This is a genomic window from Phenylobacterium sp. (genome assembly GCF_024508875.1).
In the GTDB taxonomy this organism is placed as follows: domain Bacteria; phylum Pseudomonadota; class Alphaproteobacteria; order Caulobacterales; family Caulobacteraceae; genus Phenylobacterium.
On the sequence record NZ_JANINU010000021.1, the window covers coordinates 1 to 21,635 of the forward strand.

At 69.1% G+C, this 21,635-nt stretch carries 20 protein-coding genes; 10 read left to right on the forward strand and 10 right to left on the reverse strand.

From position 1 onward, the window contains the following. The 3 genes from Q0L11_RS02530 to Q0L11_RS02540 form a co-directional block, all read left to right on the forward strand. Positions 1–755, forward strand: a 755-nt coding sequence (locus tag Q0L11_RS02530; protein ID WP_296595276.1) for an acetyl-CoA C-acyltransferase, incomplete at its 5' end; no start/stop codon positions are given. A gap of 52 nt (positions 756–807) precedes the next feature. Next, positions 808–1,533 carry an acetoacetyl-CoA reductase gene (gene phbB / locus Q0L11_RS02535; RefSeq protein WP_296595277.1) on the forward strand — a complete coding sequence of 242 codons (726 nt, stop codon included), beginning with the start codon at positions 808–810 and terminating at the stop codon, positions 1,531–1,533. 85 nt (positions 1,534–1,618) lie between these two features. After that, a complete protein-coding gene (locus Q0L11_RS02540) occupies positions 1,619–2,350 on the forward strand; it encodes a DUF4908 domain-containing protein (protein ID WP_296595278.1) in 732 nt (243 codons plus the stop codon). Between the two features lies 1 nt (position 2,351). On the opposite strand, the gene gloB is transcribed toward Q0L11_RS02540, so the two are convergent. Then, entirely contained in the window at positions 2,352–3,113 is a 762-nt protein-coding gene (gloB, locus tag Q0L11_RS02545; protein ID WP_296595279.1) for a hydroxyacylglutathione hydrolase, read from the reverse strand. 71 nt (positions 3,114–3,184) lie between these two features. Here gloB and Q0L11_RS02550 point away from each other — a divergent pair, with 71 nt between their 5' ends. Genes Q0L11_RS02550 through Q0L11_RS02560 form a run of 3 tightly spaced genes read left to right on the forward strand, consistent with a single transcriptional unit; the run spans position 3,185 to position 5,122 of the window. Then, positions 3,185–3,973: a methyltransferase domain-containing protein gene (locus tag Q0L11_RS02550; RefSeq protein ID WP_296595280.1), complete on the forward strand. Its 789-nt coding sequence runs from the start codon at positions 3,185–3,187 to the stop codon at positions 3,971–3,973. 43 nt (positions 3,974–4,016) lie between these two features. After that, positions 4,017–4,361 (forward strand): P-II family nitrogen regulator, encoded by a 345-nt coding sequence (locus tag Q0L11_RS02555; RefSeq protein WP_296595281.1) that lies wholly within the window; start codon positions 4,017–4,019, stop codon positions 4,359–4,361. Positions 4,362–4,369: 8 nt separating this feature from the next. Beyond that, a complete protein-coding gene (locus Q0L11_RS02560) occupies positions 4,370–5,122 on the forward strand; it encodes a hypothetical protein (RefSeq protein WP_296595282.1) in 753 nt (250 codons plus the stop codon). Positions 5,123–5,185: 63 nt separating this feature from the next. Here Q0L11_RS02560 and Q0L11_RS02565 read toward each other — a convergent pair whose 3' ends face one another. Beyond that, complete coding sequence (locus tag Q0L11_RS02565) at positions 5,186–8,260, reverse strand: TonB-dependent receptor (RefSeq protein WP_296595283.1); 3,075 nt, start codon at positions 8,258–8,260, stop codon at positions 5,186–5,188. Between the two features lie 511 nt (positions 8,261–8,771). Here Q0L11_RS02565 and Q0L11_RS02570 point away from each other — a divergent pair. Together Q0L11_RS02570 and Q0L11_RS02575 are read left to right on the forward strand one after the other, a co-directional pair. Next, complete coding sequence (locus Q0L11_RS02570) at positions 8,772–10,367, forward strand: AMP-binding protein (protein ID WP_296595284.1); 1,596 nt, start codon at positions 8,772–8,774, stop codon at positions 10,365–10,367. A gap of 45 nt (positions 10,368–10,412) precedes the next feature. Further along, positions 10,413–11,084 (forward strand): TetR/AcrR family transcriptional regulator, encoded by a 672-nt coding sequence (locus Q0L11_RS02575; protein WP_296595285.1) that lies wholly within the window; start codon positions 10,413–10,415, stop codon positions 11,082–11,084. Here the strand turns inward: Q0L11_RS02575 and Q0L11_RS02580 are convergent. Next, complete coding sequence (locus tag Q0L11_RS02580) at positions 11,081–12,385, reverse strand: MFS transporter (RefSeq protein ID WP_296595286.1); 1,305 nt, start codon at positions 12,383–12,385, stop codon at positions 11,081–11,083. The two genes, Q0L11_RS02575 and Q0L11_RS02580, sit on opposite strands and share 4 nt — an antisense overlap. Before the next feature lie 161 nt (positions 12,386–12,546). Between Q0L11_RS02580 and Q0L11_RS02585 the strand changes: the two genes are divergently transcribed. Beyond that, complete coding sequence (locus tag Q0L11_RS02585; protein ID WP_296595287.1) at positions 12,547–13,440, forward strand: SDR family NAD(P)-dependent oxidoreductase; 894 nt, start codon at positions 12,547–12,549, stop codon at positions 13,438–13,440. A 3-nt stretch (positions 13,441–13,443) separates the two neighbouring features. Here Q0L11_RS02585 and Q0L11_RS02590 read toward each other — a convergent pair whose 3' ends face one another. Further along, on the reverse strand, positions 13,444–14,979 hold the full coding sequence (locus Q0L11_RS02590) for a glycosyltransferase (RefSeq protein WP_296595288.1): 1,536 nt from the start codon (positions 14,977–14,979) through the stop codon (positions 13,444–13,446). Positions 14,980–15,128: 149 nt separating this feature from the next. Next, on the reverse strand, positions 15,129–15,776 hold the full coding sequence (locus Q0L11_RS02595; protein WP_296595328.1) for a WbqC family protein: 648 nt from the start codon (positions 15,774–15,776) through the stop codon (positions 15,129–15,131). 167 nt (positions 15,777–15,943) lie between these two features. Between Q0L11_RS02595 and Q0L11_RS02600 the strand changes: the two genes are divergently transcribed. After that, entirely contained in the window at positions 15,944–17,530 is a 1,587-nt protein-coding gene (locus Q0L11_RS02600; protein WP_296595289.1) for a glycosyltransferase family 61 protein, read from the forward strand. A gap of 3 nt (positions 17,531–17,533) precedes the next feature. Here the strand turns inward: Q0L11_RS02600 and Q0L11_RS02605 are convergent, their stop codons facing one another. The 5 genes from Q0L11_RS02605 to Q0L11_RS02625 are packed head-to-tail and all read right to left on the reverse strand — an operon-like array spanning position 17,534 to position 21,626. After that, positions 17,534–18,394, reverse strand: a complete 861-nt coding sequence (locus tag Q0L11_RS02605; RefSeq protein ID WP_296595290.1) for a phytanoyl-CoA dioxygenase family protein — start codon at positions 18,392–18,394, stop codon at positions 17,534–17,536. Further along, positions 18,391–19,143, reverse strand: coding sequence for a class I SAM-dependent methyltransferase (locus tag Q0L11_RS02610; protein WP_296595291.1), 753 nt, complete (start codon positions 19,141–19,143; stop codon positions 18,391–18,393). The genes Q0L11_RS02605 and Q0L11_RS02610 overlap by 4 nt, the downstream gene beginning before the upstream one ends. Then, positions 19,140–19,931, reverse strand: coding sequence for a phytanoyl-CoA dioxygenase family protein (locus tag Q0L11_RS02615; RefSeq protein ID WP_296595292.1), 792 nt, complete (start codon positions 19,929–19,931; stop codon positions 19,140–19,142). The genes Q0L11_RS02610 and Q0L11_RS02615 overlap by 4 nt, the downstream gene beginning before the upstream one ends. Further along, positions 19,928–20,686, reverse strand: coding sequence for a TylF/MycF/NovP-related O-methyltransferase (locus tag Q0L11_RS02620; protein ID WP_296595293.1), 759 nt, complete (start codon positions 20,684–20,686; stop codon positions 19,928–19,930). Before Q0L11_RS02620 ends, Q0L11_RS02615 begins: the two co-directional genes overlap by 4 nt. Further along, entirely contained in the window at positions 20,679–21,626 is a 948-nt protein-coding gene (locus Q0L11_RS02625; protein ID WP_296595294.1) for a hypothetical protein, read from the reverse strand. Before Q0L11_RS02625 ends, Q0L11_RS02620 begins: the two co-directional genes overlap by 8 nt. Positions 21,627–21,635: the final 9 nt, after the last annotated feature.

The window sequence follows — 21,635 nt, forward strand, 5'->3', positions numbered from 1 at the left end:
CCATGATCAAGGACGGCCTCTGGGACGCCTTCCACGGCTACCACATGGGCCAGACCGCCGAGAACATCGCCGCCCGCTGGCAGATCACCCGCGAGGACCAGGACAACTTCGCCGTGGCGTCCCAGAACAAGGCCGAGGCCGCGCAGAAGGCGGGCAAGTTCGCCGGCGAGATCGTCCCCGTGACCATCAAGGGCCGCAAGGGCGACACGGTGGTTGACCAGGATGAATACATCCGCCACGGCGCGACCATCGAGGCCATGGCCGGCCTGCGTCCCGCGTTCACCAAGGACGGCTCGGTGACGGCGGCCAACGCCTCGGGCCTCAACGACGGCGCGGCGGCGCTGGTGCTGATGAGCGCCGAGGAAGCCAAGAAGCGGGGGCTGAAGCCGCTGGCCCGTATCGCCTCGTGGGCGCACGCGGGCGTCGAGCCTGCGATCATGGGCACGGGGCCCATCCCGGCCAGCCGCAAGGCGCTCGAGAAGGCCGGCTGGAAGGTCAGCGACCTGGATCTGGTGGAATCGAACGAGGCCTTCGCGGCGCAGTCGCTGTGCGTCGTGCGTGAACTGGGCCTCGATCCGGCGAAGGTGAACGTGAATGGCGGCGCGATCGCCATCGGCCACCCCATCGGCGCGTCGGGCGCCCGGATCCTCACCACGCTGCTGCATGAGATGAACCGCACGGACGCAACCAAGGGCCTCGCCACACTTTGTGTCGGCGGCGGCATGGGTGTCGCAATGTGCGTGGAAAAGATCTGACACCGAACGCTGCGATCAACGCGGTGACGGCGACTTAGGGAGACGGACGGGAATGGCCAGGGTTGCGCTGGTCACGGGTGGAACCCGTGGCATCGGTCGGGCGATCGTCGAGCGGCTGAAGGCCGACGGCATGTTGGTGGCGGCCGGCTATTCGGGCAATGACGAGGCCGCCGCCGCGTGCGCCAAGGCGCTCGGGATCATGGTGGTCAAGGGCAACGTCGGGAACTTCGCCGACTGCAAGCACGCGGCCGAGGCGGTCGAGAAGGAACTGGGGCCCATCGACGTGCTGGTGAACAACGCCGGCATCACCCGCGACGGCGTGTTCCACAAGATGACCTCCGAGCAGTGGAGCGAGGTCATCCGCGTGAACATGGACAGCCTGTTCAACATGACCCGCCAGGTGATCGAGGGTATGCGCGACCGTGGCTGGGGCCGGATCGTCAACATCAGTTCGATCAACGGCCAGAAGGGCCAGATGGGGCAGACGAACTACTCGGCCGCCAAGGCCGGGATGATCGGCTTCACCAAGTCCCTCGCGCTGGAGAACGCGCGCAAAGGCGTGACGGTGAACTGCATCGCCCCTGGCTACATCGACACCGAGATGGTGGCGGCGGTTCCCGAGAAGGTGCTGGAGGGCATCATCTCGCAGATCCCCGTCGGCCGCCTGGGCAAGGGCGAGGAGATCGCCGACATGGTCGCCTTCCTGGCCGGCGAGCGCGCAGGCTATGTCACCGGCACGACGCTGGCCCTGAACGGCGGCCAATATATGGTCGGGTGACGGTCTCGTCCCGGTCCAAAAAGCGCCCCGATCCCGAGGCATCTGCTAGCTTGGCATGACAGGGCAGCGGACGGCGTCGAGGGGGGTGATCTGCGCGTCGCTGGTTGGCGTCGCGGCCCTGGCGCTTGCGCCCGCCGCGGGCGCCGGACCGGTCGATCGCCTGCGCGAGGGCCTGTTCCGCAGCCGCGGCGCCGAAGCGTCCGGTCCGCCGATCGCCCGCTACGTCTCCGAGGAAGGCCGCGTCTTCATCCTGGACCGCACGCAGCCGGTCACGATGATGAAGTTCGAGGACAGCCCGGAGGTCTGGGCCCTGGCCCCGAACCCCGCGCCGCGCGGCGACACCATCTACAAGAACGATCTGGGCGAGCCCGTTCTCCGCGTGACGCGGCTGGGCGGCTTCACGCTCTTCACCGACGAGCGGCCCAGCGGCGAGGCCGTGTCGCTGGCCGGCGGCGGCGTCCCGCTGCGGCTGGCGCCGATGAGTCCCCAGGCCCTGTTCGAGCGCCTGACCCAGGCCTCGTCGCGGGCCAGCCGGGCCGCCCGCCGCTCGCTGATGTTCGACGCCGAGGCGACGCCGGCGTCCTCGGCCCTGATCGCCGACGCGGCGATGGTCACCAGCGTAGCCATCATCCGCCTTTCGCAGCGCAAGGACGGCCGCGCGCTGCTGAGCCGGGTCAACAAGGTCCAGTTCCAGGAAGGCCGCAAGGCGCAGGCGACGCTGAAGGGCGGCGTGCTGAGCATCGTGGTGGCGCCCGAGCAGGGGCTCGCCGGCCGGCCGTCGTCCGAGCGGATCATCAAGGTGGCCCGCGGGAAATAGCTCAGCCGCGGAAGTTGTCCTTCGCCTCGCGGACCGCGCCGAAGGCCTCCGCGTCGGGCCGCCCCGCCGCCCCGACTCGCTCCGCCAGCAGCGCCGCGCGGAGGAACGGGTTGGTCGCCTTCTCCAGCCCGATCGTAGTGGGCACGGTCCATTCGCCCTTCTCGCGCGCTGCGAAGATCTGGTCGGCCCGGGCCTTGAGCGCCGGGCTGTCGTCGACCGACAGGGCGAAGCGGGCGTTCGACGCGGTGTACTCGTGCGCGCAGTAGACGGTGGTCTCGTCGGGCAGGGCAACCAGCCGCTGCAGGCTGTCCCACATCTGCTCGGCCGTGCCCTCGAACAGCCGGCCGCAGCCCAGGGCGAACAGCGTGTCGCCCACGAAGGCGATCCGGTCGGCCGCGTCGAAGTAGCTGACGTGCCCCAGCGTGTGGCCGCCGGTCTCGATCACCTGGAACCGCGTCTCGCCCAACTCGACCACGTCGCCGCCCTTCACCTCGCGGTCGAGCGGTGCGATGCGCGTGACCTCGGCCGGCCCGACGATCTGGCATCCGGTGATGGCCTTGATGTCCGTGTTTCCGCCCGCGTGATCCGGGTGCCAGTGGGTGTTCAGGATCAGGTCCAGATCCCAGCCCAGGTCCTCCAGCTCGCGCAGCACGGCGGCGGCCTCGGGCGTGTCGATGCAGGCGACCTTGCCGCTGGCCTCGTCGCGGACCAGGAAGCCGTAGTTGTCCGAAAGGCACGGGAATTGGTGGACGGTCAGCGGCATGAGGAAACTCCTGGACGGGCCCGGACGATTTAGGCTGGCGGCCCGCCGCCGTCGAGCTTAGCCAAGCAACCATGCGTCGCGACGTCCTCGAACTTCGCCGGTTCTACGCCTCGGACCTGGGGTGGGCGGCGCGCGCGATGGTGGAGCGCAAGATCGCCGAGGCCTGGGGCGACGTCACCGGGCTCGACGTCCTGATCGTCGGCTACGGCACGCCGTTCGCGGGCGACCTGCGCCTGCGCGCTCGGCGCGTGGTGGCGGCGATGCCGGCGCAGCAGGGCGTCGAAGTGTGGCCCGCCGACGGCCGCAACCTCTCGACCCTGACACCCGAGGACAGCCTGCCGTTCCCCAACGCCCTGTTCGACCGGATCCTGCTCGTCCACGGCCTGGAGGAGAGCGGCGACCCGGTGACCCTGCTGCGCGAGGTCTGGCGCGTGCTGGCGCCGTCGGGCCGGGTGGTGGTGACCGTCGCCTCGCGCAACGGCCTTTGGGCCAATACCGAAAAGACCCCGTTCGGCCACGGCCGGCCCTACACCCGCAGCCAGCTCGCCGAGCTGTTGCGCGAGGCCGACCTCGAACCGTCGGGCTGGACGCGGGCGCTCTACGTCCCGCCGGTCGGCTGGATGGCGCGCTGGGCCGAAGCCTTCGAACAGACCGGCTCGCGCTTGTGGCCCGGGTTCGCAGGCCTCCTGCTGATGGAGGCTGTGAAACAGACTTTCGCTGTGAAGCCGCAGGGCCAGCGGGCGCGGATCCGCGCCGCCCGTCCGGTCCTGGCTCCGGCCCCCGGCGCGGCGCCGGTTTCGCGGGCGCCTGAGCTACCTGTCCTGCGAGAGCGCTTGGCGCCGCCGCGGCGAAGGTCTTAGGTGTGACCAGGATTCGGGTTCCCGCGGAGGCTTGAGCAAGGGCATGAAACTGATCATCGCGGTCATCAAGCCCAGTCGCCTGGACGCCGTGCTGGACGCGGTCACCGAGGCGGGAGCCTCGGGCCTGACCGTCACCGAGGTGCGCGGCTACGGCCGTCAGCGCGGCAAGACCGAGGTCTATCGCGGCGCCGAATACGAGGTGAAGCTGCTGCCAAAGGTGAAACTGGAGATCGCGGTGCCGTCCGACATCGTCGAGCCGGTGGTCGAGGCGATCCAGCAGGCGGCCAACACCAACAAGATCGGCGATGGCAAGATCTTCGTCCTCGACCTGGAGCGGGCGCTGCGCATCCGCACCGGCGAGCAGGACGCCGCCGCGATCGCGGGCTGACGCCCCGCTTGGCCCTGAGGGCCATCTTCCTGGCCGCCGTCCTGGCGTTCGCCGACGGACAGGCCTTCGCCGCCGACCTGACCTCCGCGCAGGCGGTGGAGGCCCTGAAGCGCCACGTCTGCTTCAGTCGCATCTGGTGGGGCGATCCCTACGCCCGCCTGGGCCAGACCGTCACGGTGGACCTGCGCATCGAGGGCCGCACGGCCTACCTCTGGAGCGAGGACATGCGCGCCGTGCCGCGCGTGCGCCGCTGGGCCGACAGCTATGTGGTGGCCGGCCGCGCCGCCGGGCCGGTGGTGACCCAGCGCTCGGGCTACAATATCGAGCTGCTGCGCGGCGAGCCGGGCTACGAACGCGAGCGGAGGCGGGTCTACGCCGCCCAGACCCAGCGCCTGCGGGTGGACCTTCCGGCCACCTGCGAGCCGCGCTTCGATGCGGAAACGCCGCTCAAGGCCGAGATGAAGGCGATCGTGGCCGGCAGCCTGTCGACCGCCCTGGCCACTTGGGGGCGGCGCACGCCGCGCACCGGGGTGCGGATGACGCTGGCCAACTTCAATGTCGACTATCCGGAGACCTTCGCCTACCGCCAGGACACCGGCGAGGTGCTACGCATCGGCCTGCTGTCGAACGATCCCATGAGCTACACGGGCGGCTCCTATCGCCGCTACGTCGTCTCGCCGGTGGCTCGCGGGCCCGCGGCCATCCAGCTCCGGCGGCTGATCCAGAAGTACGGAGAGGTCCGGGTCGTCACGGCGCGGTAGCGTCGGCCCCGGCAAGACGGAGGCGGGCGACGCGATGCGCCACCCGCCCCAGGCGAGAGGACCCTAGAAGCGCTTCCTGACGTTGATCTGCAGCACCCGGCCCAGCGGGCTGCCGTGCTCGTAGTCGTAGTTGAACGGGCTGTAGGCGAACGGCGGGTCCTTATCGAACAGGTTCTGGACCGTGGCCGTCAGCGTGGTCTCCCACGGCAGGTCGACGCGGTAGACGAGGTCGATCGGCGTCCAAGCCTTGATCTTCGCCGGCTGCACGCCAGCCGTGGCCGTGTCGCTGTCGTGGTTCAGATCGCGCATCGCGCCCACGTAGCGCAGCGTGGCCCGGAAGTTGTGCGGACCCAGGTTGTAGTTGAGGAACAGGTTCCCCTTCCAGCGCGGCTGTGAATAGAACGCGCTGAGCAGTTCCGCCTTGCCGGCCCGGTCGACCGCCGGCGCGATGGTGATCCCATCGACCGTGCGCAGCGCGCCGCGCTCGTACTTGGACACATAGGCCCCATCGACCCCGACGGTGAGGTCGCCATCGGGCGCGAGGAGGTCGCGCACCCGGTAGGTCGCCGAAAAGTCCACGCCCGACGTGTCCACGCTGGGGCCGTTGATCAGGTTCGTCCGCATCCCCTGGAAGTTGGCCGGGTGACAGTTCGTGCCGGTGACCGGGTTGACCGCCGTGCCCGCGCCGCTCGCGAAGTTGAAGCGCGAGGCGAGGGCGGGGTTCGCGCACTGCCAGGCCGCGGGCGTCGCGTTGGGGAACATGGTGGAATAGACCGCCGCCGCCGTCTCGACCGTGAGCTCCTTCTTGAAGTGGAAGTTCCACCAGTCGACCGTGGCGGTGAAGTCGCCCAGTTCGACGATGCCGCCGATGGAGTAGTTGGACGCGGTCTCGGGCTTGAGGTCGGGATTGGCGTAGGTGTCAACGGCGCGGTACAGCGCGGCCCCACTGGTGGGGTCCACGAACTGTTGCAGCGTGCGGCTGAAGCCCGGCTGCACCGACGTCTGCGGCGGTGCGCGGAAAGTGGTGCCGACCGAGCCGCGGACGGCGAACCAGGGCAGGGCCTGCCACTTGGCGTCGGCCTTCGGGTTGGTGGTCGAGCCGACCGAGCCGCCATAGGTCTCGTAGCGGATCGCGCCGTCCAGGGTCAGGGTTTCGAGCAGCGGGATCTTCACCTCGGCGAACACCGCCTTGACGATCCGGTCCACCGAGAAGCCCTGCACGCCGGGCGACAGGTTGAACGGTCCGACGCCGCCCGTGCACTGGGGAAGGTGGTCGTCCACGTCGTCGACGCAGCGGGTGGCCTCGATGTTGGACAGCGCGTCGTCGGCCACCGTCTTGTACTCGTCGTACCGCCACTGCGCGCCGACGGCGAGGGCGACGGTCCCGCCAGGCAGGGTCACCGGCAGTTCGCCGCTGGCGACCACGTCACCCACCAGGATGCGGCTGGTCGTCGTGGCGCTCAGGTACTGGTGCATCCACTCGAACAGTTCGCGGGTGTTGGTGTTCGAGGGCACGGCCGAGGCTGTGTAGAACGGGTTGGTCCGCCCGTAGACCGCGTCGGTGGCGATCGCGTTCGAGAACGGGTTGAACCAGTAGCAGCCGTTCTGGCCGGGGGTGTTGGCCGCCACGTTGCAGTTGGGGCCGCCCAGACCGCGCAGGCCGAGCTGCACCCGGTTGACCACCTCGTCCGGCACCGCGTTGACGCCCTCGGACTCCATGTAGGTCACCGCGACGTCGTACTTCCAGCCGCCGACCGGCAGCTTGCCGTTCACCCCGCCGGAGATGCGGAAGGCGTCGGCCTTGCGGTGGTTGTGGTCGGCGCCGTCGGTGAACAGCGGCTGGCCGCCGTAGCCGCCCGGCCGCCACTGGGTCTGCGAGGTGATCACCCCGTAGCCCTGGATGCTGCTGCACTGGGCCGCCGAATAGGGCGTGGTCGCGCCGGCTCCGCAGTGGCGGTTGAACAGCGCGGTCAGGCCTGGGTTGGCGAACGGGATGTAGAAGCGCGACTGCTGGTTCAGGCCCGTCGCCGGATAGGGCGACTGGCCGCCGCCCGGCGAGCCGCCGGACGCCGCGATCGGCGTCGGGAACTGCACCGTGGACTGGTAGGGGGAGACGCGCTCTTCCGGCACGTCGTGCCGCGACCACATCACCTCGCCGTGGAAGCGGGTGTCGTCGTCGAGGTCGAAGTTGACCTCGCCGTAGAGCTGGTAGTGGTACTCGTCGTTCGCCAGGTTGTCGAAGCGGCTGAACTGGAAGCGGCAGGTGCCGGCGACGATCTCGCCGCCGAGCTCGGTGCAGCCGTCGTCCTGGAAGTTGATCGGCGTGGCGAAGGGTTGTGACAGCGCGCCGTTGGGCAGGATCGCACCGCCGTTGCCGGTCGTGTAGCCGCCGGGGTTCGATGAGCCGGACCAGCCGCCGAACGGGTTCTCGGCGAAGGGCCGGATCGCCCAGTCGCGGTCGGTGAGCCGCAGCTCGCTGCGCCGACGATAGCCGGCAGTGATGAGCGCGTTGCCGCGGTCGAACTTCTTCCCCCACGCGGCGGTGAGGTTGTAGTCGCCGTTGCTGCCCTTGATGTAGGCGTAGTCGCCGGTGAATTCGAAGCCGTCGAGGTCGGTGCGGGTGATGAAGTTCACGACCCCGCCCACCGCGTCCGAGCCGTAGGTGGCGGCCGCGCCGTCCTTCAGCACCTCGATGCGGCCGATCGCGGCGGTCGGGATCAGGTTGACGTCCACCGCGCCGACGGCCGCGGCGGACACCGACGGGGCCAGACGCCGGCCGTTGAACAGCACCAGCGTCCGCGCCGCGCCGAAGCCGCGCAGGTTGACGGTTGCGACGCCCGCGGTGGCGCCCATCAGGCGGTTGGCCTCGCCGATCGAACCGGCTGCGGCGGGCAGGGACTTGATGATCTGAACGACCGTGGGCGAGCCCTGCTTGGCCAGTTCCTCGGCCCCGATCACCGAGACGGGAAGGGCGCTGTTCTGGGGCGTGCCGGCGATATAGGAGCCGGTGACCACGACCTCCTCGACCTCGCTGGGCGCGCTGGCGCCTCCGGTCTGGGCGGCCGCCGCGCCGGCCCACAGGCCTGCGCAGGCGACGACGGCGAGCGCTGACGCGCCGCGGAAAAACAGGTGCTTCACAGAATCCCTCCCTCAAGGGCCGCGCCGCGCGTTTGGCGGTTGTCGGCGTGACGAATGTCTCGGCAGGGGAGAGCGGTGGCGCATCGCGCCGAAGGCGGCGCGAGCACGCGCAGCCGTGGTCCGTGGACCCTCATCCGCTTCCTCCCCTTAAGCGTCGCTCTTCGGCGTTGGGGCGACGCTCTCCGACATTCGCTCGCCTGTCAATACTGACTATCACGCGAGTGAATATCTTGCGATGCAGCAAGACGGGCTCGCGGCCAGGTCGCGTCGCGATGATATTCACTCACGTGATAATCAGCGTTGACATTCGAAAGCCGCCTCGCCAGCCTCGCGAGACGCGCCGCAGAGCGCGCCTGCGAGCGAGGGACCACCATGAGGATCGGCATCCTGGCTTTGAGCGCGTCCGGCGGCTGCCTGTTGGAGCATGGGGCCCGGTGGCGCATGCCGACACGGCGGCCGGCCTGAAGCCGGCTGCTTCCAGCCCTGACCTCCAACGCCTGCCGAGAGTTGCATGCAGTCCTACGCCCTCACCGTCGACAAGTTCCTCGACCACGCCGCCAAGTGGTCTGGGGCGCGGGAGATCGTCACGGCGCGCGGGGGACGGATCGGCTATGCGGCGCTACGGACGCGCAGCAACCGGCTGTCGGGCGCGCTTGCCGTGCTGGGGCTGAAGGCGGGCGACCGGGTCGGGACCCTTGCCTGGAACACCCAGCACCACCTGGAAATCTACTATGCGGTGATGGGCGCGGGGATGGTCTGCCACACGCTCAACCCCCGCATCACCGCCGCGCAGCTCGCCGCCATGGTGAATGAGGCGGAGGACCGGGTGCTGGCGGTCGCGGCGAATCTCTGGCCCCTGCTCGCCGAGGTCGCGCCGCTTTGCCCGGGCCTGGAGCACGTGATCCTGCTCGATGGCGACGCGCCGACGGACGATGGGCTGGGCGATCATCCGGCCACGGTCTGGACGCTCGAGGGCTTGCTCACCGCGCACGGCGCCGAGGCCGTTTGGGGCGCCTTCCCCGAGGAGACGCCTGCGGGGCTCTGTTACACCTCGGGCACCACGGGCCGGCCGAAGGGCGTGGTCTACACCCACCGCTCGAACTACCTGCACACCCTGCGCGGCCTGCAGGCCGATGCGTTCGCCCTGACGGCGCGCGACGTGGTGCTGGTGGCGGTTCCGATGTTCCACGCCAACGCCTGGGGCCTGCCGTTCGCGGCGCCCGCAGCGGGCGCGAAGCTGGTGCTGCCGGGTCGGCAGGCTGACGGTGAAAGCCTCGCCAGGCTGATGCGCGAGGAGGGCGTGACCGTGGCCGTGGGCGTCCAGACCGTCTGGCTCGGCGTTCTCGACCACCTGGAGGCCACGGGCGGCGCGCTGCCGGCGCTGGAACGCGTCGTGATCGGCGGCTCGCACTGTCCGGACGCGCTCATCCAACGCATGGAGACGGGCCTGGACGCCCTGGTACAGACGAGCTGGGGCATGACCGAGCTCTCGCCGCTGGGCGTGGTGACGGCGCGAGATGCGCCGCGCACCGAGACCCGCGCCGCCGGCCGGCCGATGATGGGCCTCGACCTGAAGCTCACCGACGCAGACGGCGTGACCCTGCCGCAGCAGCGGGGAGTGGTCGGCCACCTGAAGGTGAAGGGTCCGAGCGTCCTCGACCGCTACTTCAAGGCCGAAGCCGACTCCCTCGATCCCGAGGGCTATTTCGATACGGGCGACCTGGCGCGCATCGACGCGGACGGGTCGCTGACGATCTGTGGCCGCTCCAAGGATCTGATCAAGTCGGGCGGCGAGTGGATCAACCCGACCGAGATCGAGGCCATCGTCGGTCGCCATCCCACGGTGGCGCAGGTGGCGGTGATCGGCCGCGCCGACCGCAAGTGGGACGAGCGCCCGGTGCTGATCGTCGAGCCGCGCCAGGGCCAGGCCGTGGACGCCCGCGGCCTGATCGCCGCGCTGAAGGGCCAAGTGCCGGATTGGTGGCTGCCCGATCAGGTCGCGCGCATCGCCGCCATGCCGCTGGCCGCGACCGGCAAGATTGACAAGGTCCGCCTGCGTGCCGACTACGTGGACGGCAAGATCCCCGTTGAGGAGGTCGCGCGCTGACGCGATTCCTCGGCAGGTCTGCTGCGAAGAAGCCAGGTACGGTGGATGTCAGACGGTTCGACGGCAAAGCGCATTTCCCGCACGAAGGCTGAACAGCGCGCCGAATCCATCGAGCAGATCCTGGACGCGGCCGAGTACCTCTTCTCGAAGAACGGCCTGAACGGCGTGACGCTGCGCGACGTGGCCAAGCGCGTGGGCGTGCACACGACGCTCCTGCACTACTATTTCGATGACAAGCAGCGGCTGTTCGAGGCGGTGTTCGCCCGCCGCGCCGCCGTGACCAGCGGCCGCCGCATGGAGGCGCTCGAGGCGTACGAAGCCGAGGCCGGCGACCGTCCGACCGTCGAGGGCGCGCTGCATGCCTTCCTCGACACCGACCTGGACCTCTACGTGCAGGGCGGAGAGCCCTGGATGAACTACGCCGCCTTCTGCGCCCGCGTCAGCAACACGCCCGAGGGCGCGGCGCTGATGGACGAGCATTTCGACCCGGTGGTGCTGAAGCTGGTGGGCATCCTGAAGCGCGCGCTGCCCGACTATTCGGACGAGGACATCTTCTGGGGCTACCACTTTGTCACCGGCGCCCTGATGAACACGCTGGCCCGGACGGGCCGGATCGACAAGCTGTCGGGCGGCCTTTGCCATTCCGACGACTTCTCCGCCGTCAAGCAGCGGATCGCCCGCTTCATGGCGGCGGGCTTCCTGTCGCTGAAAGCTTAGCGGGCGTCCTGGGCGCGCAGCAGGCGGGCCAGCCATAGGAAGAGGGCGATGGCCACGCCGTAGAATGGCGTCAGGGTGTAGAAGGCCATCTGCAGCGAATGGTCGGGGTGGGCGGCGTGGAAGGCGTCGCTGACCGCGCCGACATAGGTGGGGCCGAGGCCCAGGCCGATCATGTTCATGACCAGCAGCAACAGCGCCCCCGACAGCACCCGCTGGTTCGGTGCGACCGTCTCCTGCACCAGCGTCACGGCCGACGACAGGTAGAAGTAGTTGAGGAACGTGGGGGCGGCGAACAGCAGCAGCGCCAGCGGCCAAGACGGCGCCCAGACGAAGCCCAGGAAGAACGGTACGGCCAGCGCGAGCGAGATCGCCGGGACGGTGGCGTAGGCGGCCCGCGAGCGTTGCGTCAGGCGGTCGATCACCCGGCCCGAGACGTAGATCCCGCCGCCCATGCAGACGCCGACAACCAGCGCGTACCAGACGGCGACCTCGCTCAGAGTCATGCCCTTCTCGCGGATCAGGAACAGGGTGGCGAAGTTGCCCACGCCATAGGTGACGAACTGCGTCGCCCCGCTCCCCAGGGCCACGAGCAGCAGCGTGGGTGTCGTGAAGAACATGGCGACGGTGCTCTTGAACCCCGCCGGCTCGGGCTTGGCCTCGCCCGCGCCGTCCAGCCCGCCGCGCCGCGGCTCGCGCACGATGAGCAGCACCGCCACGGCGGCGACCAGGCCCACGGCGCCCAGCACCAGGAACGCGTGCCGCCAGCTATAGGCCGCCGCGATCGAGGCGCCGAACGCGACGCCCAGCGCCTGGCCGATCGGCGGGCCCAGGTTGAACAGGCCCAGCGCCGTCCCGCGGCGGCCCGACGGGAAGTAATCGGAGATGATCGCGTAGGACGGCGGCACGCCCCCCGCCTCGCCCACGCCCACCGCCATGCGGGCGGCGACAAGCTGCGGGTAGTTGCGCGCCAGGCCGCAGGCCATGGTCGCCGCGCTCCAGAGGGCGCAGGCGAAGGCCAGTACCTTCACCCGGTTGGTCCGGTCGGCGAGCCAGCCCACCGGGATGGAGATCAGGCAGTAGAACAGCGCGAAATACAGCCCGCCGATCCGGCCGAGTTGGCCGTCGGTGACGTGCAGGCTGTCCTGGATGGGCTTGGCCAGGATCGACAGCAACTGCCGGTCCAGGAAGTTCAGGACGTAGACGAAGCACAGCATGCCCAGCACCAGCCAGGCCCGCGCGCCCGGCGCGGCCGCCTCTGGCGCCGGAGCAAGCTCGCCCGCGGCCCGCTCGGCGTGGTCCATCCCATCCTCCCCATGTTCTCGTTCGATCGCTCGCGCGTCGGCCTGCGACCATGGAGCGGCCCGGCCTCATCCGTCAATGTTCACGCTCGTGATAGTGAGTGTTGACCTTGGCCACGAGGTCGGACAGCTTGGCCGACACTGAGCGGAGCGGAGGTAGCGGGATGTCCCTCGAGGGCAGGGTTGCGATCATCACCGGCGCGGGCGGCGGACTAGGGCGAGCACACGCCCTGTTCCTGGCCCGGCACGGCGCGCGCGTGGTGGTCAACGACCTGGCCTGGGGGCCGGCGGCGGCGGTCGCGGACGAGATCGTCGCCGCGGGCGGCGAGGCCCTGGCCGCCGCCGCCTCGGTCACCGACGAGGCCGGCGTGGCGGCGATGGTCGCGAAGACCCTCGACCACTGGGGCCGGGTCGACATCCTGGTGAACAACGCCGGCATCCTGCGCGACCGCACCTTCGCCAAGATGAGCCTCGACGACTTCCGCCTGGTGGTGGACGTCCACCTGATGGGCGCCGCCGTCTGCACCAAGGCGGTCTGGGATGTGATGCGCGCCCAGGCCTACGGCCGGGTTGTGATGACGACGTCCTCGTCCGGCCTCTACGGCAACTTCGGGCAGGCCAATTACGGCGCCGCCAAGATGGCCCTTGTCGGCCTGATGCAGACCCTGGCGCTGGAGGGCGAGCGGTACGGCATCCGGGTGAACTGCCTGGCCCCCACCGCGGCCACCCAGATGACCCACGGCGTGCTCTCCGACGAGAGCCTGGCCCTGCTGCAGCCCGACCGCGTGAGCCCTGGCCTGCTGGCGCTGGTCGGCGAGGGCGCGCCCACCCGCACCGTCCTGTGCGCCGGCGCCGGCCACTTCGCCCAGGCCAACGTGACGCTCACGCGCGGCCGCTACGTCGGCGACGCCGAGGATGCCGGCCAGCAGGTGATCGCCCACTGGGGCGAGATCGCCGACCGGTCTGGCGAGGTCGCCCCGCCCTACGGCTTCTTCCAGGCTGAGCGCGAGCTGGCCTCGGCAGGCCTCGGTCCGGAGGTGGATGTCGTCGCCCGCTGAGGTTCAGGCGGCGGGCCCGCGCGCCGGCTTGCGGGCCCGCAGCTCGATGTGCAGCTCGCTGCAGATGTTCCAGTTCGAGCGGATGAGGTGGTTGACCTCGTCCTGGGCCAGCTTCCCGCTGGTGAATTGCGACCTGTAGGGCTCGTCCAGCGTCACTTCGCGGTGCACGACCTCGAAATCGAGCTTGTTGCGCGCAGCTAGCGGCTCCGGCCCCGCGCCGGCGGGCGTGCGCGCGTCGAACAAGGCCAGCACCTGCGAGTTGATGGCGCGCACGCAGGAAGGATCGTTTGCGAACCGATCCGAGCGCGGGTGCTTGGCGATGATCACCACCCGGGCGTCGGGCCGACAGACCCGGTAGAGCTCGCGCATCATCCTCTGGAAGGTCTTGAAGTCGCCGCCCATGTGTTCGAGCGAGTGCCGGAAGTAGACGGTCTCGGCGTAGTTGTCGGGCCAAGGCCACGGCGTGCGTTCCAGGTCGACCACCATGTCGGCGTCGACGTCGCGGCGGATATCCACATCGATTGTGTTGCGGGTCTTGCGCTCGCCGCAGCCCAGGTTGAGCTCCGCGCCGTCCGAATGCGGCCGCCAACCTGGAATCCACCGCGCCAGGGTCAGGTCGGTCCAGCGATAGGCCTTGTCCAGGATCCGATAGCGGCGCCGGACCTGCTCGTAGTACCGCCGCTTCTCGGGCGTCAGGCCATCCTCCGGCCGCCCATCCTTGAGCAGGGTGTCGCAGTAATAGAACACCGTCTTGGCGATCTGGGGGAAGTAGCGGAACGCGAACCACCGTTTGGAGGCGCGGAAGCTGTCGATGTTCCACATCCAGCCCTTGGTCTGGCTCATCTGCGAGAAGAGCCCGGCCCGGTGCACGCGATACGCCGACCACGTCTCGGGGAAGAACCGGATCTTGCCATACTGGGCATGGGCGATGGTTATGAAGATGTCGCAGGACAGCGAACTGCGCAGAAAGCGCGGCATGCGGCCACGGAACACGTTGCGGTAAGTTATCGACGAGGTGTGGAAGAACGACGACAAGCTGATCAGGTCGTCGATCGTGTGCTCGGATTGCGGCTTGGGGGGCAGGAACAGCTCGGGTTCCTTGTCGCTGTCCTCATAAATCTTCAGCGTGTTGTTGGCGCACGCGACGAAGTCGGGATTGGCCTCCAGGAAGGCCACATGCGTTTGCAGGCGTTCGGTCGAGGTCCAGTAGTCGTCGCCTTCCAGGATGGCGATGTAGTCGCCGTCCATCGTCTTCATGCCCCGGTAGAAGTTGTGCTGAGCCACCTTGTGGCCCATATTCTTCTTGTTGATGAATGGCTTGACGACATCGGGGAAGCGGGCGGCGTAGTCGCGGACGATATCGCTGGTCCCGTCGGTCGAGCAGTCGTCGATCACATGGATGGCGAACGGGAACTCCGTCTTCTGCGCCAGGACGCTCTCGATCGCCTGCGCGATGTAGCGGGCGTGATTGTACGTGATGATCATGACCGTCACGCGCGGACGGCCACGTCGGTCGGGCGCGGCGATCGGCGGCAGCAAGTGTCTTTCCCCATCCTTTTCCCGGGTCCTGCCCCGGGCTTGCGGGCGCTACCCGTCCGCCGGTCCAGCGTGTCGCCGCCGAATCCCAGGCTGAAACGATAGCGGCTGCGGCGCGCCGTGAACAACCGCCAGGGGCGCGCGGCGCGCTATCAGTCCTGCGGCCGCCACCCGTAGAGCTCGGCCCGCACGCGCTCGGGCGGGTCGTCCAGCAGCCGCTGCAGTATCGAGCCAGGCGCGCCGTCGAAGGGCGGCAGGAACTGGAGGCGCACGCCCGCGGCGGCAAAGGTCGCCGGGTCGTAGAGATCGCGGCCGCCCGGGGCGTTGATGTAGCGGCCCGCGCCGAGCCGGCGGCAGATCTCCAGGATCCGGTCCTGGCCCCGCAGCGACGCCGGCAGCTCCAGCGAGGACGAACGCACCACGTTCCACGGCACGTCCAGGAGACCGCAGGTCGTCTCGAGCAGGCGCACGATGTAGTCCACCGGTCGGCCTTGGACATTGCGCGCGTCGGCGAGCAGCGCGGCCGCCGCGCCCGACGCCCGGTCGAGGCCGAACGGGCGCAGGCGCCGCTCCAGCTCGGCGGCGGCGTCCTCCGCGAACTCCAGTTCGTCGATCCTCACGTCCTGCGGCGCGGGCTTCAACGGCAGGGTGAGCCACTGCTCTACGCCGTTCGCGTCGCGCAGCTTGTTTCGGTGCGCCCAGCCCCGGCGGGGAAACTGCACGCAGTCGTAGACGACGAAGGTGTCGCTGCCCGAGATCAGCCGGAAGTATCCCGCGTACGGCAGGAAATAGGGCTGCATGATCGCCACGGTCGGCCCCAAGCTGTGCGCCCTCCTGCGTGGCGAGGCGGCGCCATGGCGTCGCCGACGGGTTTGGCGGCCGTTGGCGGCCCCTGGGGGGTGTAGTACAGCCGCCGACGCGTAGGCCAGCGCGATCGTCAGCGTGGCCGGGCTTGCAGAGGAACGGGATGACGGCGACCGAGGTGGGGCCGGAAGCGCTTATGCAGCTTGCCGTCCAGGCCGTGAATCGCGGCGACCTCGCGGAGAGCGAAGCGCTCTGCCGCCGCGTGCTGGCCGTACAGGATCACGGCGGCGCCTATCGGGTGCTGGGCTTCATCGCCTTCCAGCGCAGGCAGTACGAGGAGGCGGTCGCCAACTGTGCGCAAGCCGCCGCGCGGCAGGCCGGCGGATGGCACAATCTCCTGCTGCTTGGGGCCGCGCGCCAAGCCCTGGGGCGCTTGCCGGAAGCGCGCGAGGCGCTGGCCGAGGCGGCTCGGTTGAACCCCGGCCATGTCGAGACGGCCCTGCGGCTGCTGGACGTCGCGCTGCGCCTGGAGGGGCTGGCGGCGGCTGAAGGGCTCTATCGACAGGCGTACCACCCGCTGGCCGTGCGCGAGATCGACGAAGGCTGGGAGAAGCTGGTGCTACGGGCGGTCGGGGCGCCGCCGACGGGCGTGCGCACGTATCCGCAGGACACCGCGTTCGAATGGGCCCGCCGCGCCGGCGTCGCGACGATGGACGCCGGTGATATCGAAGCGATTCCCATCCAGGCCATCGGCGCGGCGGCGCCCACCGGCCAGGTGATGGGCAACAAGCCCTACGTCGTGGAACTGCCGCATGTCCGCGCCTTCGCGTACTCCCATGTGATCCTGACTGCGGACGACGTCGCTCTCAACGAGGCGGGTGGGCATCGCGACTACGGCCGCTTCGTGGATCACCGCTCGGACGCCGCGGTGGTGTTCCAGCACGCCGGGCGCCTACGTCTGCGGGACGACGCCTACGAGATGCAGGACGTCGACGCGGCGGTCTGGCTCGCCGGGCCGGCCAGCGACGCGTTCGGACACTGGATCGGCGAGTTCGCGCCGCGCCTGCAGTTCCTCGAACAGCATCCGGCGTTCGCGGGCCGCCCGATTCTCGTCGACGAGGGCATGCCGCCGACGCACCTCGAACTGCTGCGCATGATCTGCTCGAACCCGCTGATCACGTTGCGTCGGGGGCAGGGTGTGCGCGTGCGCCGGCTGCTCTACGCGCCGACGCCCACGTTCTTTCCCATCCACCTGCTCCCCAACGACATGCCCCCCTTCACGGCATGCTGCGCCTCGGTGCGCGCCTATCGTTACCTCAAGGAGAAGGCGGAGACGGCGCTCGGCGTCGCGCCGCCCACGGGCCGCAAATATTATCTCACGCGCGCCGCCCGAAGCTGGCGCCGCATCCGCAACGAGGACGAGGTGCGAGGCTATCTCGAACGCCACGGCTACGAGACGGTGCTGACCGAGAACCTCACGTTCGCCGAGCAGGTGCGTCTGTTCCAGAGCGCCGGCGCGATCATGGCGCCGAGCGGATCGGCCATGCAGAACTTCGTCTACGCGCCGACGAACGTGCGCCTGTTCGTGATGACGCAGGAGAACCCACATAACCACGCGGCCTTCAACGGCCAGGCGCGGGCCATGGGGTACGATCCGCAATTCATCTGCGGCCGTGCGGTCGGCGATCCCGCGCAGAAGCACACGGACTACGTCATCCCGATCGAGGCGCTCGCCCCGGCAGTCGCCTGAACGCTACTCGGCCGCGCCCGGGAAGACGCGCGCCAGGTCGTTGGCCCTCGGGAAGTCCGGCACGATCAAGTCGGTCTGGTACGAATATTTATAGGGCGTGGGATAGCCGTGGGCCACGTAGGTGTCCTCGGCGGCGTTGTTGAACCGGCCGCTGTAGGCGATGCGCACCTGGCCGTCGCCCTGCTCGCCCGTCCGGTGGACCAGGAAGGTCGAGAAGGCCACCACGTCGCCGGGGTTCATAGCCAGCGCCTGATAGTCCTCCTCGCGGATCCGCGGATCGCTCACGGCCGGAGTCTGGATGTGGTCGACCGTCGGCAACAGGCCCAGCAGGTGCGAGCGCGGGATGATCTCCAGTGGGTGCGACTGCGTGCTCACCGGCGTGGTGGGCGCCCACAGGACGATGCTGTCCAGGCTTCCCTGGATCGCGCGCCAGTCCTGGTGCGGCGGCGACTTGTGATAGCCGCCCGGGATCTTCAGGGACTCCGAGATGATGTGGTTCGACACCCGGGTCGAGATCACCGGGAACTCGATCCCCAGCCGGCGGGCGATCTCCATGATCGGCTCCGAGATCATCAGCCGGTGCACGGACGGCAGCATCTGCGTCATACGCGCCGTCGAGATATAGGTCGGCACGTCGGTCTGGAGCAGCCGCAGCGCGTCGGCCTGGAAGGCCTCGCGGAAGTCGCCGCCGCTCGTCGGCAGGTTCCGGCGGCGAAGCTGCAAGCGGAAGAGCTCGAGCATCTCCTCGTTGATCTGGTCCAGCCACGCGGTGTCCAGCACGCCGCGGAAGATGGCGTAGCCCTCGGCCAGGAAGTGCTCGCGGACGGCGTCCCCGCCCGGGTTCATGGCGGCTGTCTTGTTCATTGCCCTGGCCCTCCCGGACCGCGTTCGCAGATGGCGTAGATGCTGGCGCAGAGGTCGGGATACAGCCGGCCCAGCTTGAAGCAGCCTTCAAGGTAGTCGTCGCCGATGACGCCGCTGGCGATCAGCTTGTCGAACTGGAAGTTGGCGAAGGGCTTGAAGAAGACCCCGCCGCTCTCCGCGACGCCGAGGCCGGCCTGCGCCACGTGCGCCAGGAGCGCGTCCATATCGTAGGTGCGGCGATGACCGTGCAGGTGCTCGCCCTCGGTCACCGCCGTGGGGTGCGAGATCAGGCCCATGGCGACTGCGATCTGCCGCGAGGCGGCGTGCGCGTTGGGCACCACCAGGAACAGCTTGCCGGTCGGCGACAGCCAGGTCCCGATCCGGCGTAACAGCTCCACCGGTTCGTCCAGGTGCTCCAGCGTGTGGGTGAGGAACACCGCGTCGAACGCCTGCTCGGGCTCGAAGTCCTCGAAGCGGCTCAGCACGAACTTTACCCCCGGCGGCGAGGCCGCGCGCGCCACGTCGATCAGGTCGCTGGAGCCTTCGACGGTGGTCAGGTCAGGAAAGATCGCCGCGAGCTTCCGCGTGAAGCCGCCCTCGAAACAGCCCAGCTCCAGCGCCCGTCCGGACCGCTGCAGCCGCGCGTCGAACGTCCGCAGCATGTAGTCGTGCATGCGGTAGTCGAAGTCGTAGGCGTACTTGCGGTCGGCCGTGTCGGCGAACTCGGTGTTGAGGTCGCGGGCCGTCATCCCTGGTCGCCCTTGTACATCCGCCGCTCGGGCGGCTGGTACCACTCGTCCAGAGTGGCCGGGACGCGGGCGTTGTAGCCGACGATCTGGCGCGTATAGGCGCTGAGCTCGGGGCCGCGGTCGTAGCCGACGGCGCGGGGGTAGTCGAACTGCTGCTTGATGAAGGGTTTGCAGTACATCGGCGTGACCGAACGGCGGACCCTGTCGGTCGTATTGTTCCCGCCGGCGTGCCAGACGTTGGAGTTGAAGACCAGGATGCTGCCGGCCGGGCCGACGGCGCGCTCCGCGACGGCGTAGAACGCGTCGTCGTCGGGCTTCTCGGCGCGCTTGTGCGAGCCGCTCATCAGGTAGGTGGCGCCGTTCTCCGGCGTGAAGTCGTCCAGCATCACCAGGGTGTTCAGCAGCAGCGGCATGTCGCCCGAGTACGAGCGGATGTCGCGGTGGATCCGCTGGGCGTAGGACGTATGCCCCCTGGTGTTGATCGCGCCGCCCAGCGAGTTGAGGATGCAGCGGCCTTGGAAATAGTGCTCCAGGTACGGCTCAAGCGGCTCGCTGGCGTCGACGTACTCCAGGAAGCTGGGTTTCAGGCCCACCAGGTGGTGGACCGTCCGGTCGGCGTCGCTGGCCACCCCGTTCTTCACCTGGATGGCGCGGCAGATGTCCCAGGCCTCTTCCAGTTCCGCGCGCATCCGCTCGACGAGATCGGCGGGGACGGCGGCCTCGAACACCACCCAGCCGGTCTCCTCCATCCGGGCGGCGAACGTGGGCAGGTCCAGGGAGAGCTTCATTTGACGGTCACGATCGATTTGGAGGGATAAAGGGCGCACTTCTCGATGCGATACGGGATGTCGCGGAAGACTTCCTTGAAGGCGATCGCCTCGCCCGGCGCGCCCGCCCAAGTCAGCTCGTCGAAGAGCAGCACGCTGCCGGGCACGAGGTGCGGCTTGATCGCCCGCAGCGCCGCGACCGTCGGCTCGTAAGGGCCCATGTCGAAGAAGGCGAAGGCGACCAGTGTCTCAGGGTGGTCGGCGAAGTACTTGGGCGCGGTGTGCGTGACGTCGCCGGCGACCAGCTTGTGGTTGCCGCGCAGGTGGCCGAACGCATTGTTGCCCTCGTGCACCTCCAGCAACTCGGCGAGGTAGCGCGGGTAGTCCGAACCGGAGTTGTAGCCGCCATGCTCCTTGAGCGCGGCCTCGGCCATACCGGCGTCCTCGGGGTAGCCGGTGAAGGTGTCGAAGGCGACGATCTGGCGCTGTTTGTTGAAGGGCTCGTGGATCGCCCGCAGGTTCTCAAGCAGGACGAGGTTTTGGCCACGCCAGGTGCCGAACTCGAACAGGGCGCCGGGAACCGGGATGATCCGCCGGTAGAGGTCGTCCATGACCAGGAACTTCACCAGCAGCGAGCTGCGGACGTAGAGGCCGAGGTTGAACATCAGTTCGTCGGCTTCGAGCGGCGTGTCGCGGAAAAGCGTCTTCAGTCGCTCGCGGAAGTCGAAAGTCTCGCCGAAGGCGGTCGTGGCCTCGACAGGTTGGGTCTCACTCAACGTCGTCCTCCAGCGTGGCGTAGCCGAAGCCGGTCCGGCCGAATCCGTTGCCGTTGTAGAACATGACGACCCGCCCATCGATCTCGATCACCGACGGATAGCTGGTCATCGTGGACTCCCATCCGTCGCCGGAGACGTCGAGGCCCAGCACCTCGTCCTGCCGCGTCCAGGCCAGGCCGTCGGGTGAACTGGCGAACCCGATCCGGTAGGCGCCCGAGCCGTCGCGGTAGTCGCGGGAGTCCCGGCAACAGTACCACATCAGGTAGCGCCCCCTGTGGCGGATCACGGTGGGGTGCGAGAACGCCTCGTCCTCGTGGGCCTGGGGGATGCAGAGGTGGTTCGGCCGCGCCCAGGTCACCCCGTCGGCCGAGTGGCAGTACTTGATGACGTAGACCGGCTCGTACTTGCCTTCGACCAGCGTCCACCGCAGGCCCGAGATGTACCACATGCGCCAAAGGTCACCCCCCTGTGGGGCGCTCTCGCGCAGGATGGTCGGCGTCACCGCGATGTACGGCTCCTCGGGACAACGCTCCAGGACGGGCCCCTCGTAGAGACGCCGGAAGGTCGTGCCGTCGTCGTCGCTGACGGCGATCCCGACCGAGTTGCGGTAAGGCACGGTCACGCCCCGGTTCCAGCCGCTGTAGTAGAGCCAGACCTGACCGTCGCGGCGCAGCGCGAAGCTGGGCATGACCCCGTCGTCGTCGAACGTGCCGGGCGCGCCGAAGTCCAGGATCGGCGCCTTGTGCTCGTAGATGACCTTGCTGAGGTCGTTCCGGTCGAGGTCGACGAAAGTGGTGTAGCTGCGTCCGTCGTCGAACCGGTCGGCGTAGAAGATGCGCACCTTGTCGTCATAGAGCAGCGGCGTCGGAACCTGTGCGTGCGAGCGCGCCCAGGCGTGGGCGGCCGGATCGAAGATCCGGCCCCGGCGGGTCCAGGACATTGACATGGA